Consider the following 13,938-nt stretch of genomic DNA (forward strand, 5'->3'; position numbering starts at 1 on the left):
TGCGGGTGTGGGTGGGTTCGGTGATGCGGGTCACAGTGACCCCATGAGGGACCCGTGCGTGTGATGGATGTGCGAGCGGAGCTCGGCGAGGAACGCGCCTCGATCCCCGGTGCGCACGTGCTCGACGAGGTGTCGGTGCTCCGCGATGAACTCCGACCACCGGCCAGCGACGTCGTCGTAGGTTCGGAGCGTCATCGCCGCCTGACGCTGTCGGAGCTTGTCGTAGAACTCCAACAGGATCGGGTTCCCCCCTGCTTCGACGAAGATGCGGTGGAAGTCGATCGTGAGCTGCACGACGCGTTCGTAGCTGCCCTGCTCGAGCTCGGTCAGCTGATCCTGGATGGACTCCTCGAGTCGGATGCACAACCGCTGCCGTGCCTCGACGGACAGGGAATCCAAGGCGGCAGACTCCAGTACCTGCCTCGCGTCCGCGACGGCTCTCGCTTCCTCGGCCGTGAGGGTGCGGACCAGCGCCCCACGCTGCGGGAAGATCGTCACCAGTCCATCCGATTCCAGGCGACGGAGGGCGCCTCGCACCGGAGTGCGGCTGACCGCCAAGCGCTTCGAGAGATCGTTCTCGCTCAGCATGCTGCCCTGCGCGAATGTGCCGTCGCGCAGCCACGCGAGAATCCGCTGGTAGGCCACCTCGGTCGCGGTGGGAGGCAGTGGCGTCTTCATGGGCCTAGTGTACAACTGGGATCCCAGTTGTCCAGGGGTTCAGTTGGGGCCCATACTCCGAGGCGGCCACCCGGGTCAAGCCGCCACCGGGTTTCGCCGCTCGTTCATGCCTCGCGGGTACTCTGCTTGAAGCGGTTGGGCCTCTCTGCGTGTTGCCGACCTTTCCGCGATTCCCCCATTCGAAGGATGTTCATGAGTTCCCAGCCATCTTCAGGACCGAGTCGTCGGGCCGTCGTCACCACCGCCGCCTGGGTGTTGCCGACTGTCAGTGCAGCACTCGCCGCGCCCCTCGCGGTCGCCTCGACCGCGCCGGCCCCAGAGCCCCTCACGCTGGGTCCTGATGGGGCGGTCGTCTCTGATGGTGAATCCACGATCTCGCTGCGCGGGTTCGCGGCCACGACCGAGGCGGGGTCCCGTCCGCAGACCGTGCAGCTGGCGTACTCCTCGCCGATCACGGGCCCATCGAGCGCCGCCGTCGATTCCGAGACGGGCGAGTTCGAAGTCACGGTCAACGTGAGCGGCTTCTATGCCGGGGCGAGCTCGGGCCAGGAATTCACGGGCACCGTCTCCGCTTCGATCACCGGCGGCACGTCGGTATCGGTGACGGTGGAGGTCATCGCCCCGCGCACCGCACCCGGAGAGACGACCGGCACCATCAACTTCTCCCCCAACCAGTACCGGGGCAGCGAGGTCGACGGGGTCACGATCTTCCCGACGCTCACCGGCGTCGTCACCGTCAATCGCGGTGCGCTCCCGGCCGAGGTCATCCTCAGCTTCTCCGATGTCAGCGAGGGGCGCGTGGATCTGCGCCGCGACGCCGGCCTTCTCGTGCCGATCAACCCGACCACGGGCGCGTTCAGCGTAGACGGCGTGTACAACGCCATCACCGGCGGAGAGAACCCGTTCGGCTTCATCTACGCGGGCGTCAACAACGCCGCGAACGTCACCTACGGCCTCGCGGTTGCGGAGCTCGACGGGTAGTCGATCGCCCAACTCCACGCGCACTGAACTCAGCCCCTGACTGCCAAGTCGGGGGCTGAGTCGTGCGCTGTGGGCACGCCAGGCGGGGCTCAGCTCGACTCATCGGGAGTCAGTAGGAGAGGGGGTATCCGCGTGCCCGAGGGTGTTCAGGCCAGGCGCGACGGTGCGCTTCCGAGGAGCTCGGTGATTCGCGCGAGGTCGGACTCGTCGATGTTGGCGAACGGCGAGCTGGTCGAGGCGAGCTCGACGATCGCGTCGCGAGCTGCACGGCCCTCAGGGGTGAGCTCGATGACGCGCTGTCGGAGGTCGGTGGGGGACGGCTTTCGAGTGACGAGACCCTTGGCCTCGAGCTGGTGGCACATGAAGGTCACGTTCTGCGGGGTGCAGTGCGTTCGTTCGGCGGCCGTGCGCATCGACGGTGCGGGCGCGTCGGGGTCGATCACCCAGAGCAGGTGAGCGGTGACTGCGGTGAGTCCGAACTCTGCAAGTGCCGGCTCGAGCGCGTCGTTGGTGCGCGCGACGACGTCGTATGCGGCGAAGAGGGCCTCAGAGAGCTTCTGTGCGCGTTCGTCTCCCATGCGCACACCCTAGCACTTGCTACAAGACTTGAAGCTTCTGCTACAGTCACTTCAGAACTTGAAGGAAGTGGGCGGTCGACGTGCGGCTGCCGCTTGGCTTCCCCGCGAACGCAACAGCCCCGCGCCCCCGCGCCTGAACGGAAAGCCTGATCAATGGACACACCACGACTCGATGGACAGTCGATCATCGTCACCGGCGCAACCAGCGGCATCGGCTTCTTCGTCGCGGAAGGGCTCGCTCGCCTCGGTGCGCAGATCATCGTCGCGGCCCGCTCCGCGGAGAAAGCGCAGAACGCCATCGCGCTCCTCGCGGAACCCACCCGCCACCGCCACCTCGAACTCGACCTCGCGGACCTCGAATCCGTTCGCGGGGCCGGGTCGCGCATCGGCGCGGGTCCGCCGGTCCACGGTCTCGTGATGAACGCCGGCGTCATCGCCGCTCACCCCACCTACAGCGAAGGTCCGTTCGGGGTCGAGTCCACGGTCGGAGTCAACGTCCTCGCGCACCTCGAGTTCCTGAGGTTGAGCTTTCCTGCGCTCACGCACGCGACTGAGGCGCGGGTCATCAGCACAGGCAGTTTCCTCACGAAGAAGATCCCGTTCGATGCGGACGGCTGGCTCGCTCCGTCCGCGTATCGTCCTCGCGCCGCCTACGCGATGTCGAAGCATGCCGCGGAGATCGTCGGATTCGAGCTCGACCGACGTCTCGTCGCGAGTGGTTCTCGCGTGAGATCGGTCGTCAGTCACCCCGGTTCCGCGATCGACGCGTTGACGCCGGACCGGCCCCCACTGCATCAGCGCTCCGCGCTCGTCCGCACGCTCGCGGCGGCCGTTGCGCCAGTGTTCTCGAGGGTGGTGCAGGGCAAGGATGCGGCTGCGCAGCCGGCGATCGCCGCGATGACGACACCCATGCTCCCAGCTGCCGCTTACTTCGGCCCCCGGACGGGAGCCACCGGTGCGCCGATCCTCACGACCCCGGTGCCGACAAGCCTCAGCTCTGAACTCGGTCGAAGTGTCTGGCAGCAGGTCGAAGAGCGTCTCGGAGCTCCGATCATCCCTGAGTGATGAACGCGTGTGCCCCGTCGCTGTCCGGGTTGTCTGCAGCTCAAGCGCATCGCCGCGTTCTCGGACCTCCGCGCTCTTCCCTGGCGCGCCCGACGCGCGCCCGAGCGCGCAGGTAAGGCTATCCTTAGCGAGCCAGTCGGCAGACTCGACTCGATCCAGGGAGCCCATGTGCGTCAGCGCGCCACCTTCAGCCTCGTCCTCACCGCCGCAGTGGTCCTCGGGCTCTCCGGATGCGGAGCGTCGGAGGCGGTTGAGACCAACTCGGCTGCGAGTGCGGGAGATGGGGCGACGCAGTATCCGCTGACACTCGACAACTGCGGAACGCAGATGACGATCGACGCGGCCCCGGAAAGGGTCGTCTCGCTCGACCAGAACTCGACGGAGATCCTCCTGTCGCTCGGGCTCCAGGACCGCATGGTCGGCACGGCATCCTGGACCGACCCGGTCCTCGAGTCGCTGGCTGACGCCAACGCCGCCGTCCCGAGGCTGGCCGACAACGCCCCCACCTACGAGGTTGTTCTCGGCGCGGACCCGGACTTCGTGACCGCCTCCTTCGGCCGGCACTTCGCTGAAGGCGGGGTCACCTCGCGCGAACGATTCGCTGAGACGGGCGTCGACAGCTACCTCTCGCCGACGGACTGCGACAACGGGACCAGCATCAACGGCGGAGGGACTCGGACGACGCCGCTCGAGGTCGACGCCCTGTACGCGGAGATCACGGAGCTCGGTGAGATCTTCGACGTCTCGGATCGCGCGGCCGAGCTCGTGAGCGATCTGCAGACGCGCGCGGCAGCGGCGACCGAGGGCGTCGACTTCGACGGCGCGACAGCCGCGTACTGGTTCGCAGACACCAAGACGCCCTACGTCGCGGGTGGCCTGGGTTCTGCCGCCATGCTCGGATCGTCCACGGGGCTCACGAATGTCTTCGCGGACCTCGACGACGACTGGCCCGCGACGACCTGGGAGGACATCGTCGATCGGAACCCGCAGGTGCTCATCGTGGGCGACCTGCAGCGAGACCGATTCCCTGGCGACCGGCTGGACGAGAAGGTCGCGTTCCTGGAATCCGACCCGCTGACCAAGACGATGGATGCCGTGCAGAACAAGCGCTACATCGACTTGCACGGGGCGGAGCTCAACCCGTCCATACGCTTCGTCGACGGCCTCGAGAAGATCAAGGCGTGGTGGGACGAGCACGGGGAGGAACTCTGAGCTCCGCCACGGGCCAGCGTTCCGTTGAACGCGTGAGCCCCGAATCTCCCCGCGCGCCCCGGCCGCGACGCGTGCTGATCGCGTGCGCCCTGGTGCTTGCCGGTCTGCTTCTGCTGCTCGTGTCGGTCGGGGCTGCGATCACGCTCGGGCCGGCGGATATCCTGCCCGTCAACGTCCGTGACATCGTCACGAACCACCTCGGCCTGACCGACATCCCGGTGAAGCTGTCGAAGGACGCGATCGTCTGGGAGGAGCGACTCCCGCGCGCCTTCGTGGCCGCCGCGTGCGGAGTCGGCCTCGGGCTCTGCGGCGTGGTCATGCAGTCGCTCCTGCGCAACCCGCTCGCCGATCCCTTCATCCTCGGCATCTCATCCGGTGCATCGACGGGTGCCGTCGCAATCGGTGTCCTCGGGCTCGGCGGTGCCGCGATCGGGCTCTCCGGTGGCGCCTTCATCGGCGCACTTGTCGCGTTCGGGCTTGTCCTCCTGCTCTCTCAGCTCTCCGGCGGCGGGACCGACAGAGTTGTCCTCGCGGGGGTCGCGAGCACGCAGCTGTTCTCCGCCTTGACGTCGCTGATCATCTTCGCCTTCGCGGATTCCGACGAGACGAGGGGCGTCATGTTCTGGATGCTGGGCTCCCTGGAAGGGGTGAGGTGGGATGACGTCGTGCTCTGCGTCGTCGTCGTCGGCGCCGGGACCGTGCTCTGCGCGAGGTACGCCCACGCCCTCGACGCCTTCGCGTTCGGCCCAGACGTCGCTGCGTCCCTCGGTATCCACGTCGCGCGTACTCGAGCCATCCTCCTCATCGCGACCGCCCTCATCACCGCCACGCTGGTCAGCGTCGCGGGAGCCATCGGTTTCGTCGGCCTCGTGCTGCCGCACGCCGCCCGGCTGCTCGTCGGCCCGCGACACTCACGCCTCATCCCGGCGACCGCGATCATCGGAGCGATCTTCATGGTCTGGGTCGACGCCGGATCGCGAGTCGCGTTCTCGCCCACCCCGCTGCCCGTCGGTGTCGGCACGGCTCTCGTCGGGGTGCCCGTCTTCATCGCACTCCTCGCCCGGAAGAGGAAGCGCACGTGACGATCAACGCGGAGAACGTCTCGTGGAGCCGAGGCGGAGTGCTCGTCGTGGACGGCGTCAGCCTGCACCCCAAGCCGGGCCAGACCGTCGGCCTGCTCGGACCGAACGGGTCCGGCAAATCGTCGTTGCTCCGAGTGCTGCACGGGTTCGTGAAACCAAGCGCTGGCCTCGTGACCCTCGACGGCGTCGACATCAGCACCGTCGGGCGTCGTCATATCGCCCGGTCCGTGGCGTCGGTGACCCAGCATGCGGACACTGACGTGGACATCACCGTGCGCGACATCGCGCGCCTCGGACGGATCCCGCACCGCTCAGGACTCGGAGGAGACACCGCCGCTGACGCCCACGCGGTCGACCGTGCCCTCGCCCATGTCGGGCTGCTCGAGCAGGCCAACCGCTTCTGGCACACCCTCTCGGGCGGAGAGCGCCAGCGCGCCCAGATCGCCCGCGCCCTCGCCCAGGAGCCCCACGAACTGCTCCTCGACGAGCCGACCAACCACCTCGATATCCGGCACCAGCTGGAGCTGCTGGAACTCATACGCGCGCTGCCGGTCACGACCATCATCGCCATCCACGACCTCAACCTCGCGGCCATGTACTGCGACGTCCTCGTCGTTCTGCGCGACGGAGCCGTGGTCGCCGCAGGCACTCCGACCGAGGTGCTCACTCCTGAGCTCATCGAAGACGTCTACGGCGTGACCGCCGAAGTCTCCGTCGACGCCCGCCGGCAGACCCCCGTTGTCACCTTCACGAGTCCAAGCTGACCGAGCGTGCTCGGCGGTGAGCCACAGAACGCTCGGCGCACGAGGCACCTGACTTCACTCCACCCCCGTGCCGCAACGCCACGATCGCTGCCGCCCCGCTACCGCCCGCGGAGCTCGTGCCCCAGGATCACCGCGTGAACCCTGTCGCGCAGGTGCAGCTTGGCGAAGATGCGGTTCACGTGAGATTTCACCGTGGCGGGAGAGAGGTGGAGCGTCTCACCGATCTCGCTGTTGGAGAGTCCGGCGACCATGCACCCGAACACGTCACGCTCGCGCGGACTGAGCCGGCTGAGCGCGTCGGTGTTCTCGGAACTCCGTGATCGTCCAAGCGGTGACCGGCCAGAGGCGTAGTGATCGATCAGTTGTCTCGTGATTCTGGGTTCGACCACGGCCTCGCCGGAATGGATTGTCCTGACCGCCTCACGGAGCCGATCCGGCGGGGTGCTCTTGAGGAGGAAGGCGCTTGCTCCCGCGTCCAGGCCACCGAAGGCGTATTCGTCGATATCGAAGGTGGTGAGCACAAGCACCTTCGTGGTGGGGTGCGCGGTCGTGATGATCCTGGTTGCCTCGATGCCCCCTATGCCTGGCATCCGCACATCCATGATCACGACGTCGGGCTTCAGCTCCCTGGTGCGGCCGATCGCTTCCTCACCCGTGCCTGCGTCTCCGACGACCTCGATGTCGTCGGCAGTGTCCAGGGTCAGCGCGGTGCCCATCCGAACGAGTTCCTGGTCGTCGACCAGCAGGACTCTGATCTTCGGTGAACCGGGCACGGTCATGTTCTGGCTGCCCCGTCGGCCAACAGGGTGGTTCTTGTCATCCAGCCCCCGCCCGGGCGCGGGCCAGCTGTGCTCATTCCGCCATACGTCGCAGCGCGCTCGGCGATACCGAGCAGACCCCGGCCGGCCCCCTGGCTCCGGGCCTGGCCCGCGTGGGGGCCGGCGCGACCGTCGTCGGTGACCTGCACCGTGACCGTGCCATCTGCGACGGCGATGCTGACCTCCACTCGTGTGGCTGCTTCCGCGTATCGAAGCACGTTGGTGAGCGACTCCTGGACGATCCGGTACACCGTCGTCGAGAGTGCCGGATTCTCGGGCATCGTCGCGCCGGAGCGGATGAGGGTGACGGGCATGCCGGTGCCGCGAAAGACCTCGACCACCTCTTCCAGCTCTGGGACGTTGTGTCCCGAACGATGGAGGCTCTCGTCCAAGACCGGGTCCTCCTCGCGAAGCACGTGCAGGACCCTGTTCATTTCAGCCAGGGCGCTTCGCCCGACGTCGCCGAGTCTGCCGAGCGCGAGGGCGGACCGCTCTGGGTGCGATTCCCACCCTTTCGATGCGCCGTCACCGAGGGCGATCATCGTCGAGAGCGAGTGGGCGACGATGTCGTGCATCTCTGCCGAGATGCGCTGCCGCTCCACGACCCGCGCCGTACTGAGCCGTTGGTTCACCAACTCCGTGAGCGCCTCTCGGCGCCGCGCTGCGCTGCGGACGGCGATACCCAGAGCCAGAGCGATCAGCGCCAGGGGGTCGAGGAGTGACGGTGCACGGGGGACGCCCGTCGCCAGGAACATGAGGAGCATGCCTGCTGCGGGCAATCCCACGACGACTGCGTACCCCAGGAGCGCGGTCGCGACGGGAGCCAACGAGGCCAGCGTGTACAGCGCGACTGCCGCGGGCAGTACGAGGAGCGCGACCGGGGTGGGGAGGAGCAAGCCCGTCGTGCTCACCGAGGCGACTGCCACGAGGATGGTGCGGGGAAAATGTCGCCGCCACAGGAGGAGGCCGCAGGAGAGTGGCACGAGGAGCAGGCCCGGCCAAGGCTCCTGTGCACCTGGGAGCACGAGGACGAGCATCTGGGCTCCCAGGCACAGCAGGGCGACGACCCCGTCGACCGTCCTGGGGTGAGCGCCGGACCAGAGCAGGAGCCGTGTGCTGAGGACGCGGTCGACCTCCGCGGCATCCACCCCTGGCGGTGATGAGCGAGCACTCATACCCCGACCTCCATCCCGAGCTGTGCTCCCATTCTCGCTGCCAGCCCGACCATGAGCGTGCTCAGGCGTCGCGGCGCTTGAGCACGACCGCTGCGCTCACGAACAGCGCCAGCGTCCAGAGCAGCAGGACGGCGGAGCCGCCCCACGGTCCCATCGGGTCAGTGCCGGCGGGCGCCAGGAGCAGCGAGCCAGCTTGGATCGGGAAGAAGCGCATGATCTCGGTGCCGTACTCGGAGAACATCTGCGGGATCACGGGCACGATGATGAGGAACACGATCGTCGCGAGTACCGCGGCGATGACGTTGCGGATGATCGCGCCGAGCGCGATGCCGATGACGCTGATGGCAGCGAGGTAGAAGCCCGAGCCGACGACCAGCCGGAGCAGGTCTGGTGTCTCGAGGACGTAGCTGTACCCACCGCCGGCGAGGATGGGCGGTGCGACCGCGAACCCGATCGCCGAGCTGACGACGCCGATGACGAAGGCGACGCTCGCGATGATCGCCGCCTTCGCGATCAGTGCCGGCGTTCGGCGCGGAACCGAGAGCAGCGTGGTACTGATCTGCCCGGAGCGATACTCGTTCGTGACCATCAGTACCGCGAGCACGGCGAGCACGATGCCGACGTAGCCGGTCTTGTCGACGATCATCTCGGGGTACGCGTCGTAGTTCGCCTGGGCGGAGCCGCGGTCGCGGAAGACGTACGCCCATGGCATCGCGATTCCGTTGGCGACCAGGAGGAGGAACGTGAACCCGGCAAGCACGTTGTTCGAGGCCAGTCCGCGGAACTTGATCCATTCGGAGCGGACTGCGCCACGCAGGCTGACGTTCCGGACGGGGAACTGGCGCACGATGCGGGAAGGAGTGGCGGCGGTGGTGGTGGTGCCCATGAGAATGGTCCTTTCGTGGAGCAAGCGAGATCAGGACGAGGCGTACTCGACGGAGTCGCGGGTGAGGTGGTTGTAGGCCTCTTCGAGGGTTTGCCGTAGGGGCGTCAACTCGGTGATGAGCACCCCCGTCTCGTGGGCTGCGCGGGCGATCTGCTCGGTGGTGAGGCCCTCCACCTCCAGCAGCTCGGGCTCGCTCGAGACGATCCTCACCCCCGTGGTCGTCATTCGGCGAGTGAGCGTGCGCGCATCCGAGGTGCGCACGCGGACGCGGAGGCCGTTCTGCTCGGTGAGCGCGCTGAGCGGTGAGTCCGCGATGATCTCGCCGCGGCCGATGATGATGACGTGGTCCGCGATGAGGGCCAGCTCGCTCAGCAGGTGCGATGAGAGGAAGACCGTTCTCCCCTCGGCCGCCAGCCGAGCCAGGAGCTCGCGGACCCAGGTCACGCCCTCGGGGTCCAGGCCGTTGACCGGCTCGTCGAGGATGAGCGTGCCTGGGTCGCCCAGCAGCGCCGCGGCGATGCCGAGGCGCTGACCCATGCCGAGGGAGAATCCACCGACCTTCTTGCGAGCGACTGCGCTGAGGCCGGTTGCCTCGAGGACCTCGTCGACGCGCGAGCGCGGAATCCGGTGCGTCGCTGCGATCGAGGTGAGGTAGTTCAGTGCCGTGCGGGACTTGTGCGCCGCCTTCGCGTCGAGCAGGGCGCCGACCTCGCGCAGCGGTGCCGCGAAGGCCCGGTACTCGGTGCCGTCGATGCGTGCACGCCCGGAGGTGGGGTGGTCGAGGCCGACGATCGAGCGCATCGTCGTCGACTTTCCTGCTCCATTCGGCCCAAGGAACCCGGTGACCTTGCCCGGCTGGACGGTGAAGCTCACATCCCGCACCGCGTGCTTTCCCTTGTAGGTCTTGGTCAGGGCCTCAACTTCGATCGTCATCTCGTCGCGCTCCTCGTCATAGCGGTTGTCTCGTGCTCACGACGCTACGGACGAGGGGGTGGTGGCGGATGCCAACCAGGGGTTGAACTGCGGCTCCTCGCGACCGGTGGCACGTCACGGTCTCAGCAAACTCGCGGGCACCCCGCCTCTCATTTAGCTAGGTTAACTAGATAAATATTTGCAGGGCTCGAGGGAGAGCGGCCAGCTCCGACCCCCTCACGGAGAGAGGGTCACCATGACGCACTCAGGTCGGTGCACGTTGAGCCGTGGCCCGATGCGAGGTGGCGCGCGATGAGCACGGTCGTCACAGAACAGCCACGTGCCGACGGGGGATCGGAGCCAGGAGACGACACGCTGAATGCCGACCTCGTGCTCGTGGGATCCGGAGACCGTGCAGCGCTGTCTCGTCTCTACGATGCCCTGAGCCCGACGATGTTCGCGCTGGCGCTCAGACTCCTCAATCGAGAAGATCGAGCGCAAGAAGCCACCACCGATGCCTGGTTGACCATCTGGCAGTGCGCGCCTCGTCTCTCGCAGGGACGTGCGCGGCAGACGATCCTGGCCGCGACGGTTCGGTCGGTCTCGAAGCTGGCAGATGCCGAGTGACCCCGAGCGCGTCATGAGGGTTGTGCGCCCACCGCAGTGCTCAGACGCGTCCCCAGTAGCCTGATCGCATGTTCGGACCTGCCCCAGACGCCGCTCAGCTCGACGCGCTGCTCCGTGACTGGGCCGATGCGACGTCCCCAGCGACGAAGATTGCGCTCGGTGTTGGTCTCGCGCAACTCGGCGACTTCACGGTCCGTGCTGAACTGCTCGACACCTACAGCGGCGACACCTCTTCGCTCGAGCGCGAGGAGAAGCTCCAGCTCCTCGACCTGCTCATCGCCACCGCAACAGAACGCGAGGCAACGGACGACCGCCTGTTCGTCTTGCCCGATCACGACGACGGTTCCATCTACCTCCGCCTCGCCGGTTCCGGCCGGAGCCTCCTGGCCCGCGCAGCCACGGTCCGCTACGTCGAGCTCGCACGCGTCTTCGACGAGATCCACGACATCACCTTCGAGCTCGCCACCGACAGCGGGTTCGACCTGTCCGGTGTCGAGTTCGATCTCTACGACGAGGGCTCGACCGTCGACGCGTGGGAACGGGAGATGGCAATGGCGTTGGCCGACGTCGCCGCGAGCTACGTCTTCCGAGGGGCAGCATTCACCCCGCAGCACGTCATCGATGAGCTCCTGGAAGGCGTCGACCGAGCGGCAGCCGGGGGCCCAGTGCTCTTCCGACCGGACGCTGAGCTTCTCGCCACCTGGACGGGCCTCGGACACCCCACCATCGGCCCCACGATCGGGCCAGATGACGTCGCGGCGTTCGCCGCGTACGCCGATCGGCTCCTCGCCCTTCCGTGGCGCGCCGGAGTCAAGTACTTCTTCGGTCACGACGTCGACGACGGGCCCGGTCTGCACGGCTGAACACTTCGTTCCTGGCATCGTCGGCGCTAACGTGGAAATGTACGCACTGACCGGAGTCCGTCCACTTCTTCGCGCTCGAAGGAAGCTGTCATGACCTCCCCTGAAGCATCGTCCGCTCCGCAGCACTCGATCCGCCAGCTCGACCAGCCCGGGGACCTCGCCTGGGTACTGCTCGCCCACAAGGTCTTCTCGGATTCCTTCGAGGATGGCCGCACCTACGAACGTCTTGTCGCGCACGCCATCGAGGGCTATGCCGACGGCGAGGAACGCGAGCGTGAAGGGGCGTGGATCGCCGAGCTCGACGGAAGACGCGTGGGAAGCATCTTCTGCATGGCAGGGGAGGACGGCGAAGCCGCGCTCTTGCGGCTGCTGATCGTCACACCCGACGCGCGGCGCCGCGGCGTCGGCCGGGCGCTCGTAGACACTGGTATCGACTTCGCCCGGAGACGAAACGCATCACGTGTCGAGGTCTGGAGCGCCCGTGACTTCACTGCAGCCGCTGGCTTCCTCCAGAGCGCCGGCTTCTCCCTGCTCTCTCAGGAGCTCGACCCGCGATTCGAACGGGACGTCGTCGGGCAGCGATGGGCTCGCCCGCTCGAGGCCTTCTCCACTCGATGAGCGGCGGAGGTCCCCCGCAACCGAGCGTCGCGGGGTGTCGACGGGCACATATTGGTGTCGGGAGAGGGTGAGACACTGCCGTGATGACTGAGCAGACCCCGCATCTCGTGACTCTCGACCTGACCGACGAAGATCGCCACTCCGTCCTCATCACCGCACTTCAGGAGTACGCCGACGCTGCCCTCGACAAGGTCGAGCGCCCGGAGAGCACCACCGCGGAGCGCGACCACTTCCAGATCGTGGCGACCACCGCCCAGGGCTTCGTCGACGAGATTCTGGCGGCAAGCGGTCATGCAGCTCCGGTCCCGGCACCTGATCTGTCCTCGACCTGACGGTCGCGCTGCTCGCGACCCCGAAGGTCGCTGACTAGCCGCGTGGGCAGGCTCGACTGTTCGCAAGGATGGGGTGCCAAGCGGCGCGTTTCGTCACGCTGGATACATGGAAACGCAACGAACCGCAGACGCACACCCCACCGATCCGGCACCCCATGCCGGGCATGGCAAGCCGAAGAAAGCGACCGCAGTGATCGCCGCTGCCGGCGTGCTCGCTGCCGGCGCGATCGGCGTCGGTGCATGGTCGAACGCCGCCAACGCCGATGCCAGCCCAGACCGCCATGCGGCGACCATGCAGGCGCTCGTCGACGCGGGATACCCCGGCGTGCTGGCATCCGTCACCGACAGCGAGGGCAGGACCTCGAACCTCGCCCTCGGACAGGGGGACATCGCCACGGGAGAGGCACCGCCCGTGGACGGGGAGGTGCGCATCGGCAGCAACACGAAGATGTTCGTCTCGACGATCGTTCTCCAGCTCGCCGATGAGGATCAGGTTGCCCTCGACGAGCCGATCGACACGTACCTGCCCGGCCTCATCACCGGTGACGGGGTCGACGGCACGAAGATCTCCGTGCGCCAGCTCCTCCAGCACACCGCAGGCCTGCCCGAGTACGCCGACAAGATCGCGGCGGACGCGTTCGGCGCGCAGCAGACGTACATCTCGCCCAGGGCCATGCTCGACGTCGCCTTGGAGAAGCCCGCGGCGTTCGCCCCCGGGGAGCGGTGGGCGTACAGCAACACGAACTACCTCGTGCTCGGGCTCATGATCGAGGCGGTCACGGAACGGGCCCTCGCGACCCAGATCGACGACCGCATCGCCGCGCCGCTCGGCCTTGAGCACACCTATCTGCCCGCGCCGGGGGAACGGCAGCTGCGCGGCCAGCACCCCCGCGGCTACCACGCAGAGACGGCCGGCGACCTTCGCGACATCTCCGACCTGGACCCCGCGTTCGGCTGGGCCGCCGGCGCGCTCGTGTCGACGCCGTCCGAGCTCAACACGTTCATGCGCGCCCTCCTCGACGGCCAGCTCCTGAGCACCTCAGCGCTCGCGGAGATGCAGACGACCGTCCCCGCCAGCAACGAACTGACCCCTGGCGCCGCCTATGGCTTGGGCCTGCAGAGCTACCCGCTGTCCTGTGGCGGAGTCGCCTGGGGGCACGGGGGAGACATCCCCGGAACCCAGACCCGCAACGCCGTCGGCCCGGACGGCACCGCCGTGACGATCGCCGTCACCGCACTGCCCTGGGCGGTCGTGTCGCCCGACGACAACGAACAGCTTCTCGCGCAGTACCGGATGGTCACTGACGCCCTCGACGAGACGCTGTGCGGGGGGTAGCGAATGACGCG

General features: G+C 67.6%; 16 protein-coding genes. 10 read left to right on the plus strand and 6 right to left on the minus strand.

Annotation, left to right across the window (positions count from 1 at the left end):
• Nucleotides 1-30: 30 nt before the first annotated feature.
• On the minus strand, nucleotides 31-678 hold the full coding sequence (locus tag ITJ67_RS10555; protein WP_194677578.1) for a GntR family transcriptional regulator: 648 nt from the start codon (nucleotides 676-678) through the stop codon (nucleotides 31-33).
• A gap of 192 nt (nucleotides 679-870) precedes the next feature.
• On the opposite strand from ITJ67_RS10555, the gene ITJ67_RS10560 reads away from it, so the two are divergent.
• The gene (locus ITJ67_RS10560) at nucleotides 871-1,659 is read left to right on the plus strand and encodes a hypothetical protein (protein ID WP_160070968.1); all 789 of its coding nucleotides are present in this window, start codon (nucleotides 871-873) and stop codon (nucleotides 1,657-1,659) included.
• Nucleotides 1,660-1,805: 146 nt separating this feature from the next.
• Here ITJ67_RS10560 and ITJ67_RS10565 read toward each other — a convergent pair whose 3' ends face one another.
• Nucleotides 1,806-2,237, minus strand: a complete 432-nt coding sequence (locus ITJ67_RS10565; RefSeq protein WP_104300286.1) for a MarR family winged helix-turn-helix transcriptional regulator — start codon at nucleotides 2,235-2,237, stop codon at nucleotides 1,806-1,808.
• 153 nt (nucleotides 2,238-2,390) lie between these two features.
• On the opposite strand from ITJ67_RS10565, the gene ITJ67_RS10570 reads away from it, so the two are divergent.
• From ITJ67_RS10570 to ITJ67_RS10585, 4 genes are all read left to right on the plus strand, one after another.
• On the plus strand, nucleotides 2,391-3,302 hold the full coding sequence (locus ITJ67_RS10570; RefSeq protein ID WP_194677579.1) for an SDR family NAD(P)-dependent oxidoreductase: 912 nt from the start codon (nucleotides 2,391-2,393) through the stop codon (nucleotides 3,300-3,302).
• A 168-nt stretch (nucleotides 3,303-3,470) separates the two neighbouring features.
• Nucleotides 3,471-4,514: an ABC transporter substrate-binding protein gene (locus tag ITJ67_RS10575; protein ID WP_194677580.1), complete on the plus strand. Its 1,044-nt coding sequence runs from the start codon at nucleotides 3,471-3,473 to the stop codon at nucleotides 4,512-4,514.
• 32 nt (nucleotides 4,515-4,546) lie between these two features.
• Nucleotides 4,547-5,596 (plus strand): iron chelate uptake ABC transporter family permease subunit, encoded by a 1,050-nt coding sequence (locus tag ITJ67_RS10580; protein WP_201297552.1) that lies wholly within the window; start codon nucleotides 4,547-4,549, stop codon nucleotides 5,594-5,596.
• Nucleotides 5,593-6,360: an ABC transporter ATP-binding protein gene (locus tag ITJ67_RS10585; protein WP_194677581.1), complete on the plus strand. Its 768-nt coding sequence runs from the start codon at nucleotides 5,593-5,595 to the stop codon at nucleotides 6,358-6,360. Before ITJ67_RS10580 ends, ITJ67_RS10585 begins: the two co-directional genes overlap by 4 nt.
• Before the next feature lie 98 nt (nucleotides 6,361-6,458).
• Here the strand turns inward: ITJ67_RS10585 and ITJ67_RS10590 are convergent, their stop codons facing one another.
• The 4 genes from ITJ67_RS10590 to ITJ67_RS10605 all read right to left on the minus strand — a co-directional run bounded on the left by ITJ67_RS10590 (nucleotide 6,459) and on the right by ITJ67_RS10605 (nucleotide 10,172).
• The gene (locus tag ITJ67_RS10590; RefSeq protein ID WP_416362317.1) at nucleotides 6,459-7,133 is read right to left on the minus strand and encodes a response regulator transcription factor; all 675 of its coding nucleotides are present in this window, start codon (nucleotides 7,131-7,133) and stop codon (nucleotides 6,459-6,461) included.
• A 2-nt stretch (nucleotides 7,134-7,135) separates the two neighbouring features.
• Nucleotides 7,136-8,353: a sensor histidine kinase gene (locus tag ITJ67_RS10595; RefSeq protein WP_194677583.1), complete on the minus strand. Its 1,218-nt coding sequence runs from the start codon at nucleotides 8,351-8,353 to the stop codon at nucleotides 7,136-7,138.
• Nucleotides 8,354-8,414: 61 nt separating this feature from the next.
• Nucleotides 8,415-9,239: an ABC transporter permease gene (locus tag ITJ67_RS10600; RefSeq protein ID WP_194677584.1), complete on the minus strand. Its 825-nt coding sequence runs from the start codon at nucleotides 9,237-9,239 to the stop codon at nucleotides 8,415-8,417.
• Nucleotides 9,240-9,269: 30 nt separating this feature from the next.
• A complete protein-coding gene (locus ITJ67_RS10605) occupies nucleotides 9,270-10,172 on the minus strand; it encodes an ATP-binding cassette domain-containing protein (RefSeq protein WP_194677585.1) in 903 nt (300 codons plus the stop codon).
• Nucleotides 10,173-10,463: 291 nt separating this feature from the next.
• Here ITJ67_RS10605 and ITJ67_RS10610 point away from each other — a divergent pair, with 291 nt between their 5' ends.
• From ITJ67_RS10610 to ITJ67_RS10630, 5 genes are all read left to right on the plus strand, one after another.
• Nucleotides 10,464-10,778, plus strand: a complete 315-nt coding sequence (locus ITJ67_RS10610; RefSeq protein WP_194677586.1) for a sigma factor — start codon at nucleotides 10,464-10,466, stop codon at nucleotides 10,776-10,778.
• Between the two features lie 68 nt (nucleotides 10,779-10,846).
• On the plus strand, nucleotides 10,847-11,641 hold the full coding sequence (locus ITJ67_RS10615; protein WP_194677587.1) for a hypothetical protein: 795 nt from the start codon (nucleotides 10,847-10,849) through the stop codon (nucleotides 11,639-11,641).
• Between the two features lie 90 nt (nucleotides 11,642-11,731).
• Nucleotides 11,732-12,259 (plus strand): GNAT family N-acetyltransferase, encoded by a 528-nt coding sequence (locus tag ITJ67_RS10620; RefSeq protein ID WP_194677588.1) that lies wholly within the window; start codon nucleotides 11,732-11,734, stop codon nucleotides 12,257-12,259.
• A gap of 83 nt (nucleotides 12,260-12,342) precedes the next feature.
• Nucleotides 12,343-12,591, plus strand: a complete 249-nt coding sequence (locus ITJ67_RS10625) for a hypothetical protein (protein WP_194677589.1) — start codon at nucleotides 12,343-12,345, stop codon at nucleotides 12,589-12,591.
• A gap of 106 nt (nucleotides 12,592-12,697) precedes the next feature.
• A complete protein-coding gene (locus ITJ67_RS10630; protein ID WP_194677590.1) occupies nucleotides 12,698-13,927 on the plus strand; it encodes a serine hydrolase domain-containing protein in 1,230 nt (409 codons plus the stop codon).
• The last annotated feature ends 11 nt before the right edge of the window (nucleotides 13,928-13,938 follow it).

Origin of the sequence: Pseudoclavibacter sp. VKM Ac-2867, assembly GCF_015351275.1 — a bacterium.
GTDB lineage: Bacteria > Actinomycetota > Actinomycetes > Actinomycetales > Microbacteriaceae > Pseudoclavibacter.

Coding starts and splice junctions, on each gene's coding strand:
- ITJ67_RS10570 (WP_194677579.1), top strand. CDS start 2,391: ATGGACACACCACGACTCGATGGACAGTCGATCATCGTCACCGGCGCA.
- ITJ67_RS10615 (WP_194677587.1), top strand. CDS start 10,847: ATGTTCGGACCTGCCCCAGACGCCGCTCAGCTCGACGCGCTGCTCCGT.
- ITJ67_RS10605 (WP_194677585.1), bottom strand. CDS start 10,172: ATGACGATCGAAGTTGAGGCCCTGACCAAGACCTACAAGGGAAAGCAC.
- ITJ67_RS10595 (WP_194677583.1), bottom strand. CDS start 8,353: ATGAGTGCTCGCTCATCACCGCCAGGGGTGGATGCCGCGGAGGTCGAC.
- ITJ67_RS10600 (WP_194677584.1), bottom strand. CDS start 9,239: ATGGGCACCACCACCACCGCCGCCACTCCTTCCCGCATCGTGCGCCAG.
- ITJ67_RS10565 (WP_104300286.1), bottom strand. CDS start 2,237: ATGGGAGACGAACGCGCACAGAAGCTCTCTGAGGCCCTCTTCGCCGCA.
- ITJ67_RS10555 (WP_194677578.1), bottom strand. CDS start 678: ATGAAGACGCCACTGCCTCCCACCGCGACCGAGGTGGCCTACCAGCGG.
- ITJ67_RS10610 (WP_194677586.1), top strand. CDS start 10,464: ATGAGCACGGTCGTCACAGAACAGCCACGTGCCGACGGGGGATCGGAG.
- ITJ67_RS10560 (WP_160070968.1), top strand. CDS start 871: ATGAGTTCCCAGCCATCTTCAGGACCGAGTCGTCGGGCCGTCGTCACC.
- ITJ67_RS10625 (WP_194677589.1), top strand. CDS start 12,343: ATGACTGAGCAGACCCCGCATCTCGTGACTCTCGACCTGACCGACGAA.
- ITJ67_RS10620 (WP_194677588.1), top strand. CDS start 11,732: ATGACCTCCCCTGAAGCATCGTCCGCTCCGCAGCACTCGATCCGCCAG.
- ITJ67_RS10630 (WP_194677590.1), top strand. CDS start 12,698: ATGGAAACGCAACGAACCGCAGACGCACACCCCACCGATCCGGCACCC.